This is a genomic window from Geobacillus thermoleovorans, assembly GCF_001610955.1.
Classification (GTDB): Bacteria; Bacillota; Bacilli; order Bacillales; family Anoxybacillaceae; genus Geobacillus; species Geobacillus thermoleovorans.
In genome coordinates this window covers 1,085,100-1,100,478 of sequence record NZ_CP014335.1, presented here as the reverse complement: position 1 = coordinate 1,100,478, position 15,379 = coordinate 1,085,100, and the positions used below count along the sequence as shown (strand labels likewise).

The window sequence follows — 15,379 nt, the reverse complement described above, 5'->3', positions numbered from 1 at the left end:
CCTCCTCCCCTGTCTATTAATCTAGCTTTTCCCCATCGAGTATGCCGGACGTTTCCAGCTCGGCGCGCAGCCCGGCGTACGCCTCATCGCGCCAAAACGCGGCCGAGGAAACGAGCTTGGCGGCATCGCGGTGGGCGACTTCCAAAATGCGGTAATCATGCACTGGATCGCCGTAGCGGAATTCCGGGAGCCCGCTTTGTTTTGTACCGAAAAAATCGCCCGGACCGCGCAGCTCCAAATCTTTTTCGGCCAACACAAACCCATCGGCCGTTTCCGTCATGATGCGCATTCGTTCTTTGCCGACTTCCGATTTCGGGTCGGCGATCAAAATGCAGTACGACTGGGCGTCGCCGCGCCCGACCCGCCCGCGCAGCTGATGGAGCTGGGCGAGGCCAAACCGTTCGGCGTCGTAAATGACCATCACCGTCGCATTCGGTACATTCACGCCGACTTCAACGACCGTCGTCGAGACGAGCACATGGATGCGGTTTTCGCTGAACGCCCTCATGACGCGTTCTTTTTCGTCGGCCGACAGCCGGCCGTGCATCAAGCCGATCTCATATTTCCCGCGATAATAATGGACAAGCTGGCTATGGACATCGATGGCGTTTTGCACATCCAATTTGTCCGACTCCTCAATGAGCGGACAGATGACATACGCCTGATGACCACGGCGCAATTCCTTTTCGATAAAATCGAGCACGCGGGAGAACTGATGATGCTTCACCCAATACGTCTCGACTTTTTTTCGTCCGGCCGGCATTTCATCGAGCACCGATACGTCCATGTCGCCGAACGCCGTAATGGCGAGTGTGCGCGGAATCGGCGTCGCCGTCATCATCAATACATCCGGTGCATGCCCTTTCTCACGCAAAACGCGGCGCTGTTCGACGCCAAACCGGTGCTGCTCGTCCGTAATAACGAGGCCGAGCCGGCGAAACTGCACTCCTTCTTGAATCAAGGCGTGCGTGCCTACGACGATATCAATTGTTCCTTCTTCCAGTTCGGCAAGCACTGCTTTGCGCTGCTTTCCCTTCACTGAGCTTGTCAAGAGCGCGATCGTCACATCCGTATCGGCAAACAGCTCGGCGAGCGAGCGGGCGTGCTGTTCAGCCAGAATTTCCGTCGGCACCATCAGCGCTCCTTGAAATCCGGACAAAGCGGCGGCGTAAAGAGCGACAGCGGCAACGACCGTCTTGCCAGAACCGACGTCGCCTTGCAAAAGCCGGTTCATTTGCCGCGGCGAGCGCATGTCCGCCAAAATTTCGCCGATGACACGGCGCTGGGCGTTCGTCAAGACAAACGGCAATCCGGAAAGAAAGGACGAAAGCCGCTCTTCAGAAAACGAATGAACGACGCCGCGCCGCTCATCGCGCATCAATCGACGGAGCGCCTGCATTTTCAGCTGGTACAACAAAAACTCCTCATAGATGAGCCGGCGCCGCGCCTGATGCAATTCTTCGCGCGTGCGCGGAAAATGAAGGGCGCGGAGCGCTTCTTGTTTGTCGACAAGGCGATAAGCGCGGCGCAAAGCGGGCGGCAACGGGTCGGGAATGTGCTCGCCAAACTGTTCGAACGCCGCTTTCATCAACCGGCGCATCGTTTTCACCGTCAGTGGGCTGCGCACGGAGTAAACCGGCTCGATGCCGGTGGTCTCCGGAGCCGGTCCGAACCGAAGCTCGTAGGCGTTGATCGTTTGCCGATGCCGGTCCCATTTGCCGATCACCGTCACCGTCTCGTTCAGGGCGATTTTTTCCTTCAAATAGGGACGGTTGAAACAAACGACGGTGATCAAGTAGCGATCGGCCAGCATGCGGAAGGAAAGGCGCGATTTTTTCTTTCCGTAATACGTCAACAGCGGGGCACTGTATACTTTTCCTTCCACTGTCACTTTTTCTTCATGGCGGACGGCGGCCAAATCTTTTTGTTCGTAATCATCATAGCGGTACGGGGCGTACGCAAGCAGCTCACCGACCGTCGCGATGCCGATGTCGGCAAGCGCCGCCGCCGTCTCTTCACCGATGCCTTTGACCGCCGTCACCGGCTGCTGCATCGCTTCGTTCACTTCGATGCCGCAGAAGCGCCGAAAATGCGGGCCGCAATGGCGCGGCCAGTCGGCGTCGCGGCCAACCCCCCTTGCGCCGTTTCTTTGAGCACCACCGGCATGGCTGCACCGATGCGATACATCGCTTCAATCACTTCATCGCACGGGATGCGGCTTTTAATGCCGGCTAGCGCCATATCCGCAGCGATCATGGCGTTCGCCGCCCCCATCGCGTTCCGCTTGACGCACGGCACTTCGACCAGGCCAGCAACCGGGTCGCATACTAATCCCAACATATTTTTTAAGGCGATGGCCATCGCTTCGGCCGCTTGAGCAGGCGTCCCACCGGCCAGCTCAACCAGCGCCGCGGCGGCCATGCCGGCCGCCGACCCAACTTCGGCTTGACAGCCGCCGGCGGCGCCGGAAATCGAGGCGTTGTTGGCGACAATGTAGCCAAACGCCCCGGCTGTAAACAAAAACTCAATCATTTCCATTCTTGTCGGCCGCAGCTTCTCTTTCACGGCAAACAGCGTCCCCGGGACGACGCCGGCCGCCCCAGCCGTCGGCGTGGCGCAAATGACGCCCATCGCTGCGTTCACTTCGTTGGTCGCCATGGCTTTGCTGACGGCGTCTAAAATCGTCTCTCCGGACAAAAAACGGCCGCCCTCAATATAACGCTGCATCCGCACCGCATCTCCGCCCGTCAATCCGGAGCGGGACACAACCCCTTCGAGTCCCCTCTCGACGGCGCGCTCCATGACGGCTAGATGGTGATCCATTTGCGCGATCACCTCTTCCCGGCTTCGCCCGCTCACTTCCACTTCCTGACGAATCATCACTTCAGCGATTTTGATGCTGTCCTTTTCGGCCAACGCCACAAGTTCAGCCACATTGCGAAACATTTGATTCCCACCTGTCCTCTCTCCATCATGGCTTATCTTCTTTGATGCACATCAACATGAAACCGATTTCTTTTCAATCCGCAAGCTTCGCCACTTGAATGATGTTCGGCAGCTGCTCCAATTCTTGAATCAGATCATCGGTCAACGGCTGGTCAACTTCGATCGCCATGAGCGCCTCTTTCCCTTTCTCCTTGCGCGACACTTCCATATGGCCGATGTTGATTTTCTGTTTCGCCAACACCGAAGCCACCGCCCCAATCGTCCCATACCGGTCATTATGCATAATGAGCAGCGCCGGATGGTGGCCAGACAGCTTCAAGGCAAACCCATTCAATTCGACGATTTCGATTTTGCCGCCGCCGATCGAAATGCCGACGAGCTCAAGCTCGCCTTCATCATCGCCAATCCGCAGGCGCGCCGTATTCGGATGATGCGGAATCGCCTCCTCGGCGAAAAACGACACATCTACACCTTCCGCTCGGGCGATCTCAAGCGCATTCGGAAGACGTTCATCGAACGTGTCAAACCCAAGCAGCCCGGCGACAATGGCAACGTCGGTGCCATGCCCCCGATACGTTTCGGCAAATGAGCCGTAAAACGAAATGCGCGCCCACGTCGGCTTTCGGCCAAACAACTTGCGCGCAACCAAACCGATGCGCACCGCCCCGGCCGTATGTGAACTTGACGGCCCGACCATCACCGGGCCAATGATATCAAAGACGCTTTTGTATTTCATCTCCGCTATTCCTCCACAAAACAGAAAAATAAGAAAAATAGAAGGGAATGCTCCCTTCTATTATTCTAACATATTATTCGACGGAAATGATAAATGGATACAGCGGCTGCTTTCCGTTATGCACTTCCACTTCGACCCCGTCATGTTTTGTTTCCAAATAGGCAACGACTGTTTCCACATCGATCTCCGTTGCGTCTTCGCCGTACAAAATGGTCACGATTTCGCTTTCTTCATCAATGAGCGCATCAAGCAGCCGCTTCGTTACGGCGAGTTTGTCTTTGTCAGCGGCAATAATGCGGTCATCCCATAACCCCATGTAATCGCCCTTTTGAATCTCGATGCCGTCAATCGTCGTATCGCGCACGGAAAATGTCACTTGCCCCGTTTTCACTCGCGACAGCGCCGCCGTCATCGCCCGCTCATTTTGCTCGGCCGATTGCGCCGGATTGAACGCCAAGAGCGCCGCCAGACCTTGCGGAACCGTTTTCGACGGGATGACGATCACCCGCTGTTCGGAAAGCTCCGCCGCTTGTTTTGCCGCCATCACAATGTTTTTGTTGTTTGGCAGCACAAACACCGTTTCCGCGTTGGCGAGGCGGATGGCGTCAGCGATTTCTTCCGTGCTCGGGTTCATCGTTTGCCCACCTTCAATGATGGCGTGTGCACCGATGCTCCGAAACAGTTCAGCCACGCCAGCGCCCATGGCGACGGCGACGATGCCGTACGGCTTTGCTTCCTCTTTGGCAACGCCAGGAAGCGTTTTTGCCTCCTTGCCGACGATGTTGGCATGTTGTTCGCGCATGTTTTCAATTTTAATATTGATCAAGCTGCCGTAGCGTTGACCGTATGTCAGCACCTCACCCGGCGTTTCCGAATGGATGTGCACCTTAACAAGCTCTTCATCCGCGACAACGAGCAAGGAGTCGCCGAACTGGCTTAACTCGCGGCGGAACGTTTCTTCGGAAAACGGGTGCTCGGCCAGCTTTTCGGGCTCAAAACGGACCATAAATTCCGTACAGTAGCCAAACTCGATCTCATCGGCATGAATATGGCTTTGCGCGCTTTGATGGTGCACCATTTTCACTAGATCGTCCATCCGCGCCTCAGCGCGTGCGGCGCTCACGATTTCTCCTTTCAAAGCAGCAAGAAACCCTTCATAGATGTATACGAGCCCTTGACCGCCGCTGTCGACGACACCGACTTCCTTTAAGATCGGGAGCAATTCGGGTGTGCGCTGCAGCGCCGCTTTCGCCTCGGCGAGCGCCGCTTCCATCACGGCGATCACGTCGCGTTCTTTTTTTGCCACCTCCACCGCCTTGCGCGCCGCTTCTTTGGCAACGGTGAGGATCGTCCCCTCAACCGGCTTCATCACCGCCTTATAGGCTGTGTCCACCCCCGCCTGCAAAGCGGCGGCGAATTCGAAGCTGTTCACCGCTTGTTTGCCTTCGACTGCCTTGGCAAATCCGCGGAACAGCTGCGACAAAATGACGCCGGAATTGCCGCGCGCCCCCATCAACAGCCCTTTTGCCAGCGCCGCGGCGACGTTGCCGATATGGTCGGAGGCATTCGCCTTCACTTCTTTCGCCCCGGACGTCATCGACAAGTTCATGTTTGTTCCTGTATCGCCATCTGGAACCGGAAAGACGTTCAGCGCATCGACCGTCTTGGCGTTGTTCGCCAAATGTGCGGCCCCTTGCTGCACCATATCGGCAAATCGTCTTCCGTCAAGCGTCCTCATTGTCACCGGCTAACTCCTCCTTACTACGGGTTTGACACCCGAACCCCTTGAACGTAAATATTGATCGACTGAACCGCCAGCCCGAGCGTCTGATCGAGCGTGTACTTCACTTTCGACTGCACGTTATGAGCGACTTCGGAAATTTTCGTTCCGTAGCTGACGATGATGTACATATCGATATGTACCTCGCCGTTTTCTTCGCGGACAATAACCCCTTTGGAAAAATTCTCCCGGCGCAAAATTTCCGACAGCCCATCGCGAATTTGGTTTTTCGACGCCATTCCGACAATGCCGTAGCAATCGACGGCAGCTCCCCCCGCGATCATCGCAATGACTTCATTGGCGACTTCGATGCGCCCGTATTTCGTTTGCCATTCGATCGACATGCTCGTTCCCCCTTTGCGTATCTCGCACAGCTACCCCTATTGTACTATAACGCTTTCTGTTTTCAAAGCGCTTCCCGTCCGCCCACTAGTATTATTTAGCCGAAAACTGAAATATATGTCAAGGACAGTTTCTTGAAAGAAAACCGCACGTCTATTGCAATCCCTACAGTTGTATGGTAAATTATAATAGTGTTTTTAGAGGGATGTGAAAGCAAGGAGGGAAAAACGATGGCGAAGTGCTTCATTACCGGCAAGAAGAAATCGTTCGGCAACTCGCGTTCGCATGCCATGAACGCCAGCCGCCGCACATGGAAAGCCAACTTGCAAAAAGTGCGCATTTTAGTTGACGGCAAACCGAAACGCGTTTGGGTTTCGGCGCGCGCGCTGAAATCTGGAAAAGTGAAACGCGTCTAACGGCCTAACGAAAAGAAGCCGCCCAAAAGGTTGCAACCCTCCTTTTGTTCGGCGGCAACAAAAAAGCACCAAAAATGGTGCTTTTTTCTTATCCTTTTTTAAATGCGTTCAACACCGCCCGCACGATTCCGCCTAAAAATCTCGGCAGCTTGATCGTATAAAACTTCATCCCGATTCCCTCCTCACACCGATCATAACGAGCTTCCCGCCATTTCCTTATCCATTATATTCCGTCATAAGCCAAGCGCGACTACGGGCAGCCGGCAAAATCGCTGCTCCTTATCATCATTAATATGCCTTCTGAAAACGAAAAAGTACCGGAAGATTGGATAAGTTCGTTACTAATACATAATGTCGAACCGCGGGAAATATGACAGTTTGTTAGCGGATATTTAAATCCGGTAAGCGTAAGCTCCGCCACCGTTTCGGAAATCGGGATGTATGACACATAGCGGTATCGATCGTCGCGCGCAACCGTATGCACGCCGGGCAGATGGACGGTGAGCACGTTTTGCCGGTCGATGAGTTCAATGGGCCGCCCGGCGTACTTTAACAGCAGCTCAACGTTGCCAAACAAATGGTCAAGCCGCCCGCCGGTCGCCCCAAACAGACGGATGGCCCCATCTGTCTGCCTAACCGCCCAGTCAAGAGCGATCTCCATATCCGTTTTATCTTTTTCCGCCGGCCAAATGTCAAGCTCCGGCAGCATCTCCCTTAGCCGCTTGACCTCCTCTGCCGGCAGCGAATCAAAATCGCCAAACGCCCGCACCGGACGGAGTCCGAAATCCAGCAGCGCTTTCGTACCGCGGTCGACGCCGACCCACTGCACATCGTTCCCATCATACGAGCGCAAATCGGGAAGAAGGTGGCGCGGACCGCCGCCGACAATATGGATCAACACATGCGTTTCCCCCTTTCAGCAAGGGCCGAGGCGGCCATCTTCCGTCCTTTTCTTTGCTCTCATCACCCTGCGGCTCGATAAGATGGCAAAAGCGGCGCTGCCTTTTTGGCTAGTTGGCGCACACTTCGCGAAGCGTGCGAATGGCGGCGGCTCGATCCCGTTCATTGTAGATGGCCGAGCCGGCGACAAGCACGTTCGCCCCGGCTTCCACGCAAAGCGGCGCCGTTTCCGCATTGATGCCGCCGTCGACCTCAATATCGACCTCTTTATTTTGTTCGCTGGCCATCCGGGCGACCTCACGGATTTTTGGCACGACCGCCGGAATGAACGCCTGTCCGCCAAACCCTGGATTGACCGTCATCAACAAGACGAGATCGACATCACCGATCACATGGCGGATCATCTCGACCGGTGTATGCGGATTGAGCACCACCCCGGCTTTGACGCCTTGTTCTTTGATAAAATGAATCGTCCGATGCAAATGCACGCACGCCTCAACATGGACGGAAATCACATCCGCGCCCGCTTTCGCAAACGCCGGAATGTATCGGTCCGGGTCGGCGATCATCAAATGGACGTCAAGCGGCAGCTTCGTCACCGGTCGAATGGCGGCCACGACCGGCGGCCCGAACGTTAAATTCGGCACGAAATGCCCGTCCATGATATCGACGTGAATCCAATCCGCCCCGCCTTCCTCGACCGAACGAATCTCCTCAGCCAGGCGGGCGAAATCGGCTGATAAAATCGATGGCGCAATTCGAATCATGTTCAATACCTCGGCTTTCGTTCTTTCATTTCGGCAACAAAACTAACGTAGTGGTCATAGCGGTACGACGGAATCTCCCCGGCCTCGACCGCCTCACGCACAGCGCATTTCGGCTCGGCGATATGAAGGCAGCCGCGGAACTTGCACCCTTCCCCGTACGTTCGGAATTCAGGAAAATAATGCGGCAATTCGTCAAGCTCGATCTGGTCGAACTCAAGTGCACTAAACCCTGGGGTGTCGGCGACAAGCCCACCGGCGACCTCAAGCAGTTCGACATGGCGGGTCGTATGCTTGCCGCGCCCTAAATGGGTGGAAATGTCGCCCGTTTTCAACCGCAAATCCGGACGGAGCGCGTTTAATAGGGACGATTTGCCGACGCCGGACTGCCCGGCGACGACTGAGACGCGGCCGCGAAGGCGCAACGCCAGTTCATCGAGGCCGCCCTTGGTCACTGCTGACGTTTCAATCACGTCGTAGCCGATGCGCCGGTAATCATGCACGTAGCGGGCAATCTCTTCTTTTGATTCGCCATCCAACAAATCGATTTTGCTGATGACAATGATCGGCGTGATGCGTTTCGATTCAACCAAGACAAGAAAGCGGTCGAGCAGCTTGGCGCTGAAGTCCGGGCTTACAGCCGAAAAGACTAAAATCGCCTGTTCGACGTTGGCAATCGGCGGCCGCACAAGCTCATTTTGCCGCTCGCCAATCTCCAAAATATAGCCTTCCGTTTCGCTCGTCGCCTGAAAAACGACGCGGTCGCCGACGAGCGGCGTCACTTTTTTCTTGCGGAACACACCGCGCCCGCGGCATTGGAACACGCGGCCTTCGGACAGGACGTAATAAAATCCGCTTAACGCCTTAATGATTTGCCCTTCCGCCATAGCCTCACCCCTTTTTTCCGTTATTTTCTGGGTACGGGATCGATCCTTCCTCTTTGACGACATTGTTGACAATGACGCGGTAATAAGCGGTCTCCCCATATGGAATTTCAAACTCGACCATCTCGGTCGCTGGCGCCGTCAGCCGGTATGTTTTGTATGGCGTTGACATATTGTGGGTGGCATCTTGGATGTAAAGCTGGGCTTCAACCATTTGCCCCGGCATCGCCGGTTCATATGGGATCATAATCTCTTTCACTACCGTTTTGGACGGCTTCGGCTCCGGCCCGCGGGAAATGACGACTGTGATGGTTTCCCCTTTTTTTACCCGCTCGTTCGCCGCTGGAGTTTGCGAAATGACAAGCCCTTCTGGCACCTCGTCCGAATACTCGTACTTCACGTCAATGCGCAGCCCTTGATCCGCGCCGTAGTCGCGCACGCTTTTTTCCGTATAGCCAGTCAAATCTTTAACGGTGACCTTCTCCGGCCCGAGGCTGACGGTGAACATCACTTCCGTTTCATCAGGCACGACTTCATCACCGGCGTACGGGTATTGATCCAAAATCGTCCCTTCCGGCTTGTCGCTGTAGCGGCCGCTGCGTGTGATGCGGGTAAATCCTTCGGCGCGCAGCTCCTCCTCCGCCGCAGCAATATCATCGCCAATGAAGCTTGGAAATTCGATTTTCTTTTTTCCAATGCTTTTATAAATAATGACGCCGGCACCTTTCTTCACCGTCATGCCGGCTTCTGGATCGGTGCGCACGACTTTTCCTTCTTCGATTTGATCATCTTCTACATCGATCGTATCTTTGATTTCCAAACCGAGCGACGACAGCTGTTCAACAGCGTCATCATAGTTTTTGTTGACCACGTTCGGCATCGTCACTTCTTTTGGAAAAATGAGGTCCGGAATCCATGTGACCGCGCTGATGCCGGCAGCTCCAATGAACAGCAAGGCAGCCACAAGCCAGGCAATCCATACCCGTTTCCGCTTCGGTTTCGGTTCGCCCGTCGTATGAACCGGTTCGCTCGTTTTTTCCTCGTACACAAGCGTCTCTTGCTCCAACGCCGCGCTTTCCGCATGTTTGATCATCGGAATGGCTTTCGTCGCTTCCTCATCGTCATCGGGTATGGTAAATTTCGGCTCATTGCGCCGCCTTGGATCCAGCGCTGTCCGAATGTCCTCGTTCATTTCGCGCGCGGATTGGTAGCGGTAAAACGGGTCTTTCGCCGTCGCTTTTAAAATAATGTTTTCCACACTTTGCGGGATGTCCGGATTCCACGCCTTCGGCGACGGCGTTTCCGCCTGCAAGTGCTTCAACACGATCGAAACGGCTGATTCGCCGGAAAACGGCAGCCGACCGGTGACGAGTTCAAACATGACAATGCCGAGTGAATAAATGTCTGATTTTTCAGTAGCGATGCCCCCGCGCGCCTGCTCCGGCGACAAATAATGAACCGAACCGAGCACCGAGTTGGTCTGCGTGATCGTCGTGCCGCTCATCGCCACAGCGATGCCGAAGTCGGTCACTTTCACATTGCCGTGCTCATCAAGCAAAATGTTTTGCGGTTTAATGTCGCGATGGATGATGCCGTTCTCATGGGCATGGGCGATCGCTGATGTCAGCTGGTCCATGATGCCAAGCGCCCGTTCGACCGGAAGCGGAGCGTGCTGCTGGATGTATTGCTTCAGCGTCGCGCCGCGCACATATTCCATGACGATGTAATAGACGCCTTCCTCTTCGCCGACGTCATAAATGGAGACGATATGTTCATGGTTTAAGCTCGTCGCCGCTTGCGCCTCGCGGCGGAACCGTTTGATGAACTGATCATCATTGGCAAAATCAAGGCGGAGCACTTTGACAGCAACATCGCGTTCCAAAATCATATCGCGGGCCAAATACACGTTGGCCATGCCGCCGCCGCCGATGAGGCTGATGATTTTATAGCGGTCATTCAATCGCTTTCCAATGAGCACGCCGATCACCCACCTTCACGTTCCGCTGAAACATCGATGACCGCCAGCGAAATGTTGTCTTCTCCGCCCCGCCCGTTGGCGAGCTGGATAAGCGCCTCCGCCTTCTCTTCCAGCGTGCCGGCACCCGTCAAAATATGTATCATGTCCGCTTCCGGCACTTTATTGGACAACCCGTCCGAACATAACAACAACATGTCGCCCTCGTCGAGCGCCACTGTTTTCACGTCGATTTTCACCGCCGGTTCCGTGCCAAGCGCCCGCAACAGCACGTTTTTGCGCGGATGATGCTCAGCCGCTTCTTTCGAAAGTTGCCCGCTTTTGACGAGCTCATTGACCAACGAATGGTCGTCGGTCAGCTGCTGAATTCCGCTTTTGTTGAGCACGTAGCAGCGGCTGTCGCCGATATGGGCAACCGTCGCAAACGAATTAGCGCAAACGGCGGCGACGACCGTCGTCCCCATTCCTTGACATTCCGGGTGGGAACAGGCATGGCGAAACAGTTGTTCGTTCGCCGCCGCAATTTGCGTCTTGAGCCATTGCTCCGCCTCAGCCGGTGAAGCAAGGCCACTCTCTTTCTCCCATCGCTCCTGCAAATACGCCACCGCCATGGAACTGGCCACATCACCGGCGCGATGGCCGCCCATCCCGTCAGCGACGACCGCTAAATATTGGCCGCTTTGATTGACAAATACGCCGCCGCTGTCTTCGTTATGTTCGCGAATTTGGCCGATGTCAGTTCGGAAAACGGCTCGCATCCGATTCACCTCGTCTCCTCTTTTCGCTCCTTCGCGCGAAGCTGTCCGCAGGCGGCATCGATGTCGTGTCCATGTTCGCGGCGAATGGTGACATTGATTCCATGTTTTTTCAACGCCCGTTCAAAGGCGAAAATTTGGCTGCGCGGCGTGCGCACATAGTTGCGCTCCGGCACGTAGTTAACCGGAATCAAATTCACATGGCATTTCAGCCCTTTAATCAGCTCGGCCAACTGCTCGGCGTGCTCAAGCTGGTCGTTCACCCCGCCGAACAATCCGTATTCAAACGTCACGCGCCGGCCGGTTTTTTCAATGTAATACCGAACCGCCTCCATCAACTTGGGCAGCGGGTACGCTTTATTGATCGGCATGAGTTTCGTCCGCAGCTCATTCGTCGGTGCATGCAACGAAATGGCGAAGTTGATTTGCATTCCTTCATCGGCAAATTGGTAAATTTTTGGGATGATGCCGCTGGTGGAAACGGTGATATGGCGGGCGCCAATGTTCAACCCTTTTGGGTGATTGACGATGCGCAAAAACTTGATGAGCGCATCGTAGTTGTCGAACGGCTCGCCGATGCCCATGACGACGATGCTGCTGACGCGTTCATTCGTGTCATCGAGCGCCTTTTGCACTTGCACGACTTGGGCGACGATCTCGCCCGCCTCTAAATGACGCTTCAGTCCGCCGAGCGTCGAAGCGCAAAACGTGCAGCCGATGCGGCAGCCGACTTGCGTCGTGACGCACACCGAATTGCCGTAGTTATGACGCATGAGCACCGTCTCGATCGAATAGCCGTCATGGAGCTCAAACAAAAATTTGATCGTTCCGTCTTTAGACGTTTGTTTGACCACGGTTTTCAACGTCGTGATCGAAAACGATGACGCTAGCTGTTCGCGCAGCCGCTTCGGCAAATTCGTCATGTCGGCAAAATCGGTGACACGGTTTTGATACAGCCACTCGTAAATTTGCGTGGCCCGAAACGGCTTTTCGCCTTGAGCGACAAGCCATTCCTTCAATTCGTCTAGCGTGAGCGAATAAATCGATGGCAACGGAGGCTGCGTTTCGCCGACAGAGCGGCGGGCAGCCGGACGAACCATTTCCATGCTTTTACACCTTCTTTCGCAGTCGGGCGATAAAAAACCCGTCAGAGTCAAAATGATGCGGCAAAAGCTGCAACATGCCGCCTTTCACATGCGGCCGCACCGGTTCCGGCATCCGTTCGGCAAGGCTGGCGTCGAGGAAAAAGTCCGGATGATCCGCTAAAAAGCGGGCGATGGCTTCTTCATTTTCCTCGCGCTCCACCGTGCATGTGCTGTAGACAAGCGTACCGCCTTTTTTCAAAAGCGGGGCGGCCGCCCGCAAAATGGCTTGCTGAATCTCGACAAGCGCGGCGATGGCGTCTTTCCCTTTCGTATATTTGATCTCCGGTTTGCGGCGAATGACGCCGAATCCAGTGCACGGCGCATCGACCAAAACGCGGTCAAACGATTCCGGGGCAAACCGCTCGCCGAGCCGGCGGCTGTCAAGGGCGAGCGTCGCAACGTTGTCAAGCCCGAGCCGCTTGGCCTGCTGTTCGATCATCATTACCTTACGTTCGTGGATATCAACAGCAACGACCTCGCCGCGCCCGTCCATCCGCTCGGCGATATGGGTTGTTTTCCCGCCCGGCGCCGCGCAGCAGTCAAGCACCCGCTCGCCGGGGGCTGGGTCGAGCGCTCGAGCGACAAGCATTGAGCTTTCATCTTGAATCGTCAGCCAACCGGCGCGAAACGTCTCCGTATGAGCCAAATTCCCTTTTTCCGCCCGGATGGCCTCCGGAGCGACATGGCCAGGGATTGCCTGCATCCCTTCAGCGCGCAGCCGCTCAAGCGCTTCTTCGACAGTCGCACGCAGCCGGTTGACGCGGGCCGTTGATTGCGGCGGGCGCAAATTCGTCTCGCACATGCGCGCCGCTTCTTCATAACCATATTGCTGGATCCAGCGCCGAACGAGCCACTCGGGATGGCTGGTGGCAAGGGCGAGCCGCTTGCCCGCGTCATCAACCGCCTCGATCGACGGCAGCCCCTCGCGGCCGATGGCCCGCAATACGCCGTTGACAAGTGAAGCAATGCCGCGATGGCCGCGCCGTTTGGCGATTTCAACCGCTTCAAAGACGGCGGCGCGGTCGGGAACACGATCCAAATACACCATTTGATACAGCGTCAACCGAAGAAGCACGCGCACCCACGGCTCAAGCCGGCGCGCCTTGCGCAAAAACGGCGCCAAATAATAATCGAGCGTGTCGCGCCGTTGCACCGTGCCGTAGACAATCTCGGTCAACAGCGCCGCATCGCGCCCGTCAAGGCGTCCTTTTTGAATGGCTTCGTTTAATTGCAAATGACTGTACGCTCCTTTTTGTTCAATGGCTAACAGCGTATCTAAAGCAAGTTCACGTACGTTCATGATCCTCTCCTAGCTTCATGCCGACCGCCAGCCGGCTGCCGGCGCCGCGCAAAAATTCGCCCGCCGCCATCCGTTTTTTTCCGGCCGGCTGCAATTCGGTGATGCGAATGGCTGTCTCATTGCCGGTGGCCACGACAATGCCGTTTTCCTCGAGCGCCAAAATCGTGCCCGGCGGCGCCGAACGGGGCGCCGGCACTTTTTCACCCCACCAAACCTTCCAAATGTGCCCATCCTGCGTTGTATACGTGACCGGCCACGGATGGAAGGCGCGAATATGGTTGTAAATGGCTTCGCCGGGCTGCGTCCAATCGATCCGCTCCTGCTCGCGGCGAATGTTCGGCGCATACGTCGCTTTCTCCTCATCTTGCGGAACGGGCGCAATGTTTCCTTCCAATAAAAGTGGAAGCGTTTCTGATAGTAGTTTAGCCCCGGCGGCGCTCAATTTATCATGGAGCGTGCCGACCGTATCCGTTTCGGCAATCGGCACTTCGACTTGCGCTAACATGTCGCCGGCGTCCAACCGCTCCACCATATACATGATCGTGACGCCCGTTTTCGTTTTCCCTTGCCAAATGGCGTAATGGATCGGCGCCCCGCCGCGCAGCTCGGGCAGAAGCGAGGCATGGACGTTGATGCAGCCGTATTTTGGTGCATCAAGCAGCGCTTTCGGCAAAATTTGCCCGAACGCAGCCGTGACAATCAAATCGGGCGCAAACGCCAGCACTTGTTCGTATTGCTCCGGCTCGCGAATTTTTGTCGGCTGCAGCACCGGGATGCCGCGGCGCTCCGCTTCCACTTTCACCGGGGGCGGAACGGGCTCGCGCTTCCGCCCTTTTGGCTTATCCGGCTGGGTGACGACCGCTGCAACATGATAACCGTCATCAAGCAGCTGGCGCAAAATCGGCACGGCAAAGTCAGGTGTTCCCATAAACACAATGTTCGTCATTGGCATCTATCCTTCCAATTCTTCAAGATCGCAATATCGAATCACTTTCGACGTAAACAGCACGCCGTGCAAATGGTCGATTTCATGCTGCAGGGCGCGCGCCAAAAAACCGGTCGCGGAAAGCGTAAACGGGCGGCCGCGCCGGTTTTGCGCCCGCACTTTCACAAATTTCGCGCGCGGCACTTCGCCAAACAAACCAGGAAAGCTCAAACAGCCTTCAACATCCACTTGTTCGCCGCGCGCCTCGATCACGACCGGGTTGATGAGCTCAATGCGTCCGTGCTCATCTCCGACATCAACGACCGCAACCTGTTCCGCGACGCCGATTTGCGGGGCAGCTAGGCCCACCCCGTCAGCGGCAAGCATCGTTTCATACATATCGTCAAGCAGCCGCCCGAGCCGACGGTCAAATATCGTCACCGGCGCGCACGGCTGTTCCAAAATTGGATTTGGATGCATCACAATCGACAAAACGGCCAATGTCATTCCT

At 55.8% G+C, this 15,379-nt stretch carries 16 protein-coding genes; 1 reads left to right on the top strand and 15 read right to left on the bottom strand.

The window, feature by feature from the left end; all coding sequences use genetic code 11:
* Window positions 1-16: 16 nt before the first annotated feature.
* From recG to GT3570_RS05550, 5 genes are all read right to left on the bottom strand, one after another.
* On the bottom strand, window positions 17-2,065 hold the full coding sequence (gene recG / locus GT3570_RS05570; RefSeq protein WP_062898522.1) for an ATP-dependent DNA helicase RecG: 2,049 nt from the start codon (window positions 2,063-2,065) through the stop codon (window positions 17-19).
* Window positions 2,062-2,946 (bottom strand): L-serine ammonia-lyase, iron-sulfur-dependent, subunit alpha, encoded by an 885-nt coding sequence (sdaAA, locus tag GT3570_RS05565; protein ID WP_062898521.1) that lies wholly within the window; start codon window positions 2,944-2,946, stop codon window positions 2,062-2,064. The genes recG and sdaAA overlap by 4 nt, the downstream gene beginning before the upstream one ends.
* Before the next feature lie 73 nt (window positions 2,947-3,019).
* Entirely contained in the window at window positions 3,020-3,682 is a 663-nt protein-coding gene (sdaAB, locus tag GT3570_RS05560; protein WP_023634005.1) for an L-serine ammonia-lyase, iron-sulfur-dependent subunit beta, read from the bottom strand.
* Window positions 3,683-3,755: 73 nt separating this feature from the next.
* Window positions 3,756-5,426, bottom strand: a complete 1,671-nt coding sequence (locus tag GT3570_RS05555) for a DAK2 domain-containing protein (protein WP_014195419.1) — start codon at window positions 5,424-5,426, stop codon at window positions 3,756-3,758.
* 17 nt (window positions 5,427-5,443) lie between these two features.
* Window positions 5,444-5,806 (bottom strand): Asp23/Gls24 family envelope stress response protein, encoded by a 363-nt coding sequence (locus tag GT3570_RS05550; RefSeq protein WP_011230682.1) that lies wholly within the window; start codon window positions 5,804-5,806, stop codon window positions 5,444-5,446.
* A gap of 228 nt (window positions 5,807-6,034) precedes the next feature.
* Here GT3570_RS05550 and rpmB point away from each other — a divergent pair, with 228 nt between their 5' ends.
* Window positions 6,035-6,220 (top strand): 50S ribosomal protein L28, encoded by a 186-nt coding sequence (rpmB, locus tag GT3570_RS05545; protein WP_011230681.1) that lies wholly within the window; start codon window positions 6,035-6,037, stop codon window positions 6,218-6,220.
* Between the two features lie 88 nt (window positions 6,221-6,308).
* Here rpmB and spoVM read toward each other — a convergent pair whose 3' ends face one another.
* From spoVM to def, 10 genes are all read right to left on the bottom strand, one after another.
* A complete protein-coding gene (gene spoVM, locus GT3570_RS05540; protein WP_011230680.1) occupies window positions 6,309-6,389 on the bottom strand; it encodes a stage V sporulation protein SpoVM in 81 nt (26 codons plus the stop codon).
* 81 nt (window positions 6,390-6,470) lie between these two features.
* The gene (locus GT3570_RS05535) at window positions 6,471-7,121 is read right to left on the bottom strand and encodes a thiamine diphosphokinase (RefSeq protein ID WP_011230679.1); all 651 of its coding nucleotides are present in this window, start codon (window positions 7,119-7,121) and stop codon (window positions 6,471-6,473) included.
* Window positions 7,122-7,230: 109 nt separating this feature from the next.
* The gene (gene rpe / locus GT3570_RS05530) at window positions 7,231-7,887 is read right to left on the bottom strand and encodes a ribulose-phosphate 3-epimerase (protein ID WP_014195417.1); all 657 of its coding nucleotides are present in this window, start codon (window positions 7,885-7,887) and stop codon (window positions 7,231-7,233) included.
* Between the two features lie 2 nt (window positions 7,888-7,889).
* Window positions 7,890-8,771 (bottom strand): ribosome small subunit-dependent GTPase A, encoded by an 882-nt coding sequence (rsgA, locus tag GT3570_RS05525; protein ID WP_014195416.1) that lies wholly within the window; start codon window positions 8,769-8,771, stop codon window positions 7,890-7,892.
* Window positions 8,772-8,775: 4 nt separating this feature from the next.
* On the bottom strand, window positions 8,776-10,746 hold the full coding sequence (gene pknB / locus GT3570_RS05520) for a Stk1 family PASTA domain-containing Ser/Thr kinase (protein WP_011230676.1): 1,971 nt from the start codon (window positions 10,744-10,746) through the stop codon (window positions 8,776-8,778).
* A 5-nt stretch (window positions 10,747-10,751) separates the two neighbouring features.
* Window positions 10,752-11,501 (bottom strand): Stp1/IreP family PP2C-type Ser/Thr phosphatase, encoded by a 750-nt coding sequence (locus tag GT3570_RS05515; RefSeq protein ID WP_020278168.1) that lies wholly within the window; start codon window positions 11,499-11,501, stop codon window positions 10,752-10,754.
* A 5-nt stretch (window positions 11,502-11,506) separates the two neighbouring features.
* Complete coding sequence (rlmN, locus tag GT3570_RS05510) at window positions 11,507-12,604, bottom strand: dual-specificity RNA methyltransferase RlmN (RefSeq protein ID WP_011230674.1); 1,098 nt, start codon at window positions 12,602-12,604, stop codon at window positions 11,507-11,509.
* A 4-nt stretch (window positions 12,605-12,608) separates the two neighbouring features.
* Window positions 12,609-13,943, bottom strand: a complete 1,335-nt coding sequence (rsmB, locus tag GT3570_RS05505) for a 16S rRNA (cytosine(967)-C(5))-methyltransferase RsmB (RefSeq protein WP_011230673.1) — start codon at window positions 13,941-13,943, stop codon at window positions 12,609-12,611.
* Window positions 13,930-14,889: a methionyl-tRNA formyltransferase gene (gene fmt, locus GT3570_RS05500; RefSeq protein WP_014195414.1), complete on the bottom strand. Its 960-nt coding sequence runs from the start codon at window positions 14,887-14,889 to the stop codon at window positions 13,930-13,932. The genes rsmB and fmt overlap by 14 nt, the downstream gene beginning before the upstream one ends.
* Window positions 14,890-14,895: 6 nt before the next feature.
* Entirely contained in the window at window positions 14,896-15,369 is a 474-nt protein-coding gene (gene def / locus GT3570_RS05495; RefSeq protein WP_011230671.1) for a peptide deformylase, read from the bottom strand.
* Window positions 15,370-15,379 lie beyond the last annotated feature (10 nt).

Bases quoted from the DNA above. Each gene is read 5' to 3' on its own strand.
- sdaAA (WP_062898521.1), bottom strand. From the start codon at position 2,946: ATGTTTCGCAATGTGGCTGAACTTGTGGCGTTGGCCGAAAAGGACAGC.
- sdaAB (WP_023634005.1), bottom strand. From the start codon at position 3,682: ATGAAATACAAAAGCGTCTTTGATATCATTGGCCCGGTGATGGTCGGG.
- GT3570_RS05550 (WP_011230682.1), bottom strand. From the start codon at position 5,806: ATGTCGATCGAATGGCAAACGAAATACGGGCGCATCGAAGTCGCCAAT.
- rpmB (WP_011230681.1), top strand. From the start codon at position 6,035: ATGGCGAAGTGCTTCATTACCGGCAAGAAGAAATCGTTCGGCAACTCG.
- spoVM (WP_011230680.1), bottom strand. From the start codon at position 6,389: ATGAAGTTTTATACGATCAAGCTGCCGAGATTTTTAGGCGGAATCGTG.
- rpe (WP_014195417.1), bottom strand. From the start codon at position 7,887: ATGATTCGAATTGCGCCATCGATTTTATCAGCCGATTTCGCCCGCCTG.
- rsgA (WP_014195416.1), bottom strand. From the start codon at position 8,771: ATGGCGGAAGGGCAAATCATTAAGGCGTTAAGCGGATTTTATTACGTC.
- GT3570_RS05515 (WP_020278168.1), bottom strand. From the start codon at position 11,501: ATGCGAGCCGTTTTCCGAACTGACATCGGCCAAATTCGCGAACATAAC.
- rlmN (WP_011230674.1), bottom strand. From the start codon at position 12,604: ATGGAAATGGTTCGTCCGGCTGCCCGCCGCTCTGTCGGCGAAACGCAG.
- rsmB (WP_011230673.1), bottom strand. From the start codon at position 13,943: ATGAACGTACGTGAACTTGCTTTAGATACGCTGTTAGCCATTGAACAA.
- fmt (WP_014195414.1), bottom strand. From the start codon at position 14,889: ATGACGAACATTGTGTTTATGGGAACACCTGACTTTGCCGTGCCGATT.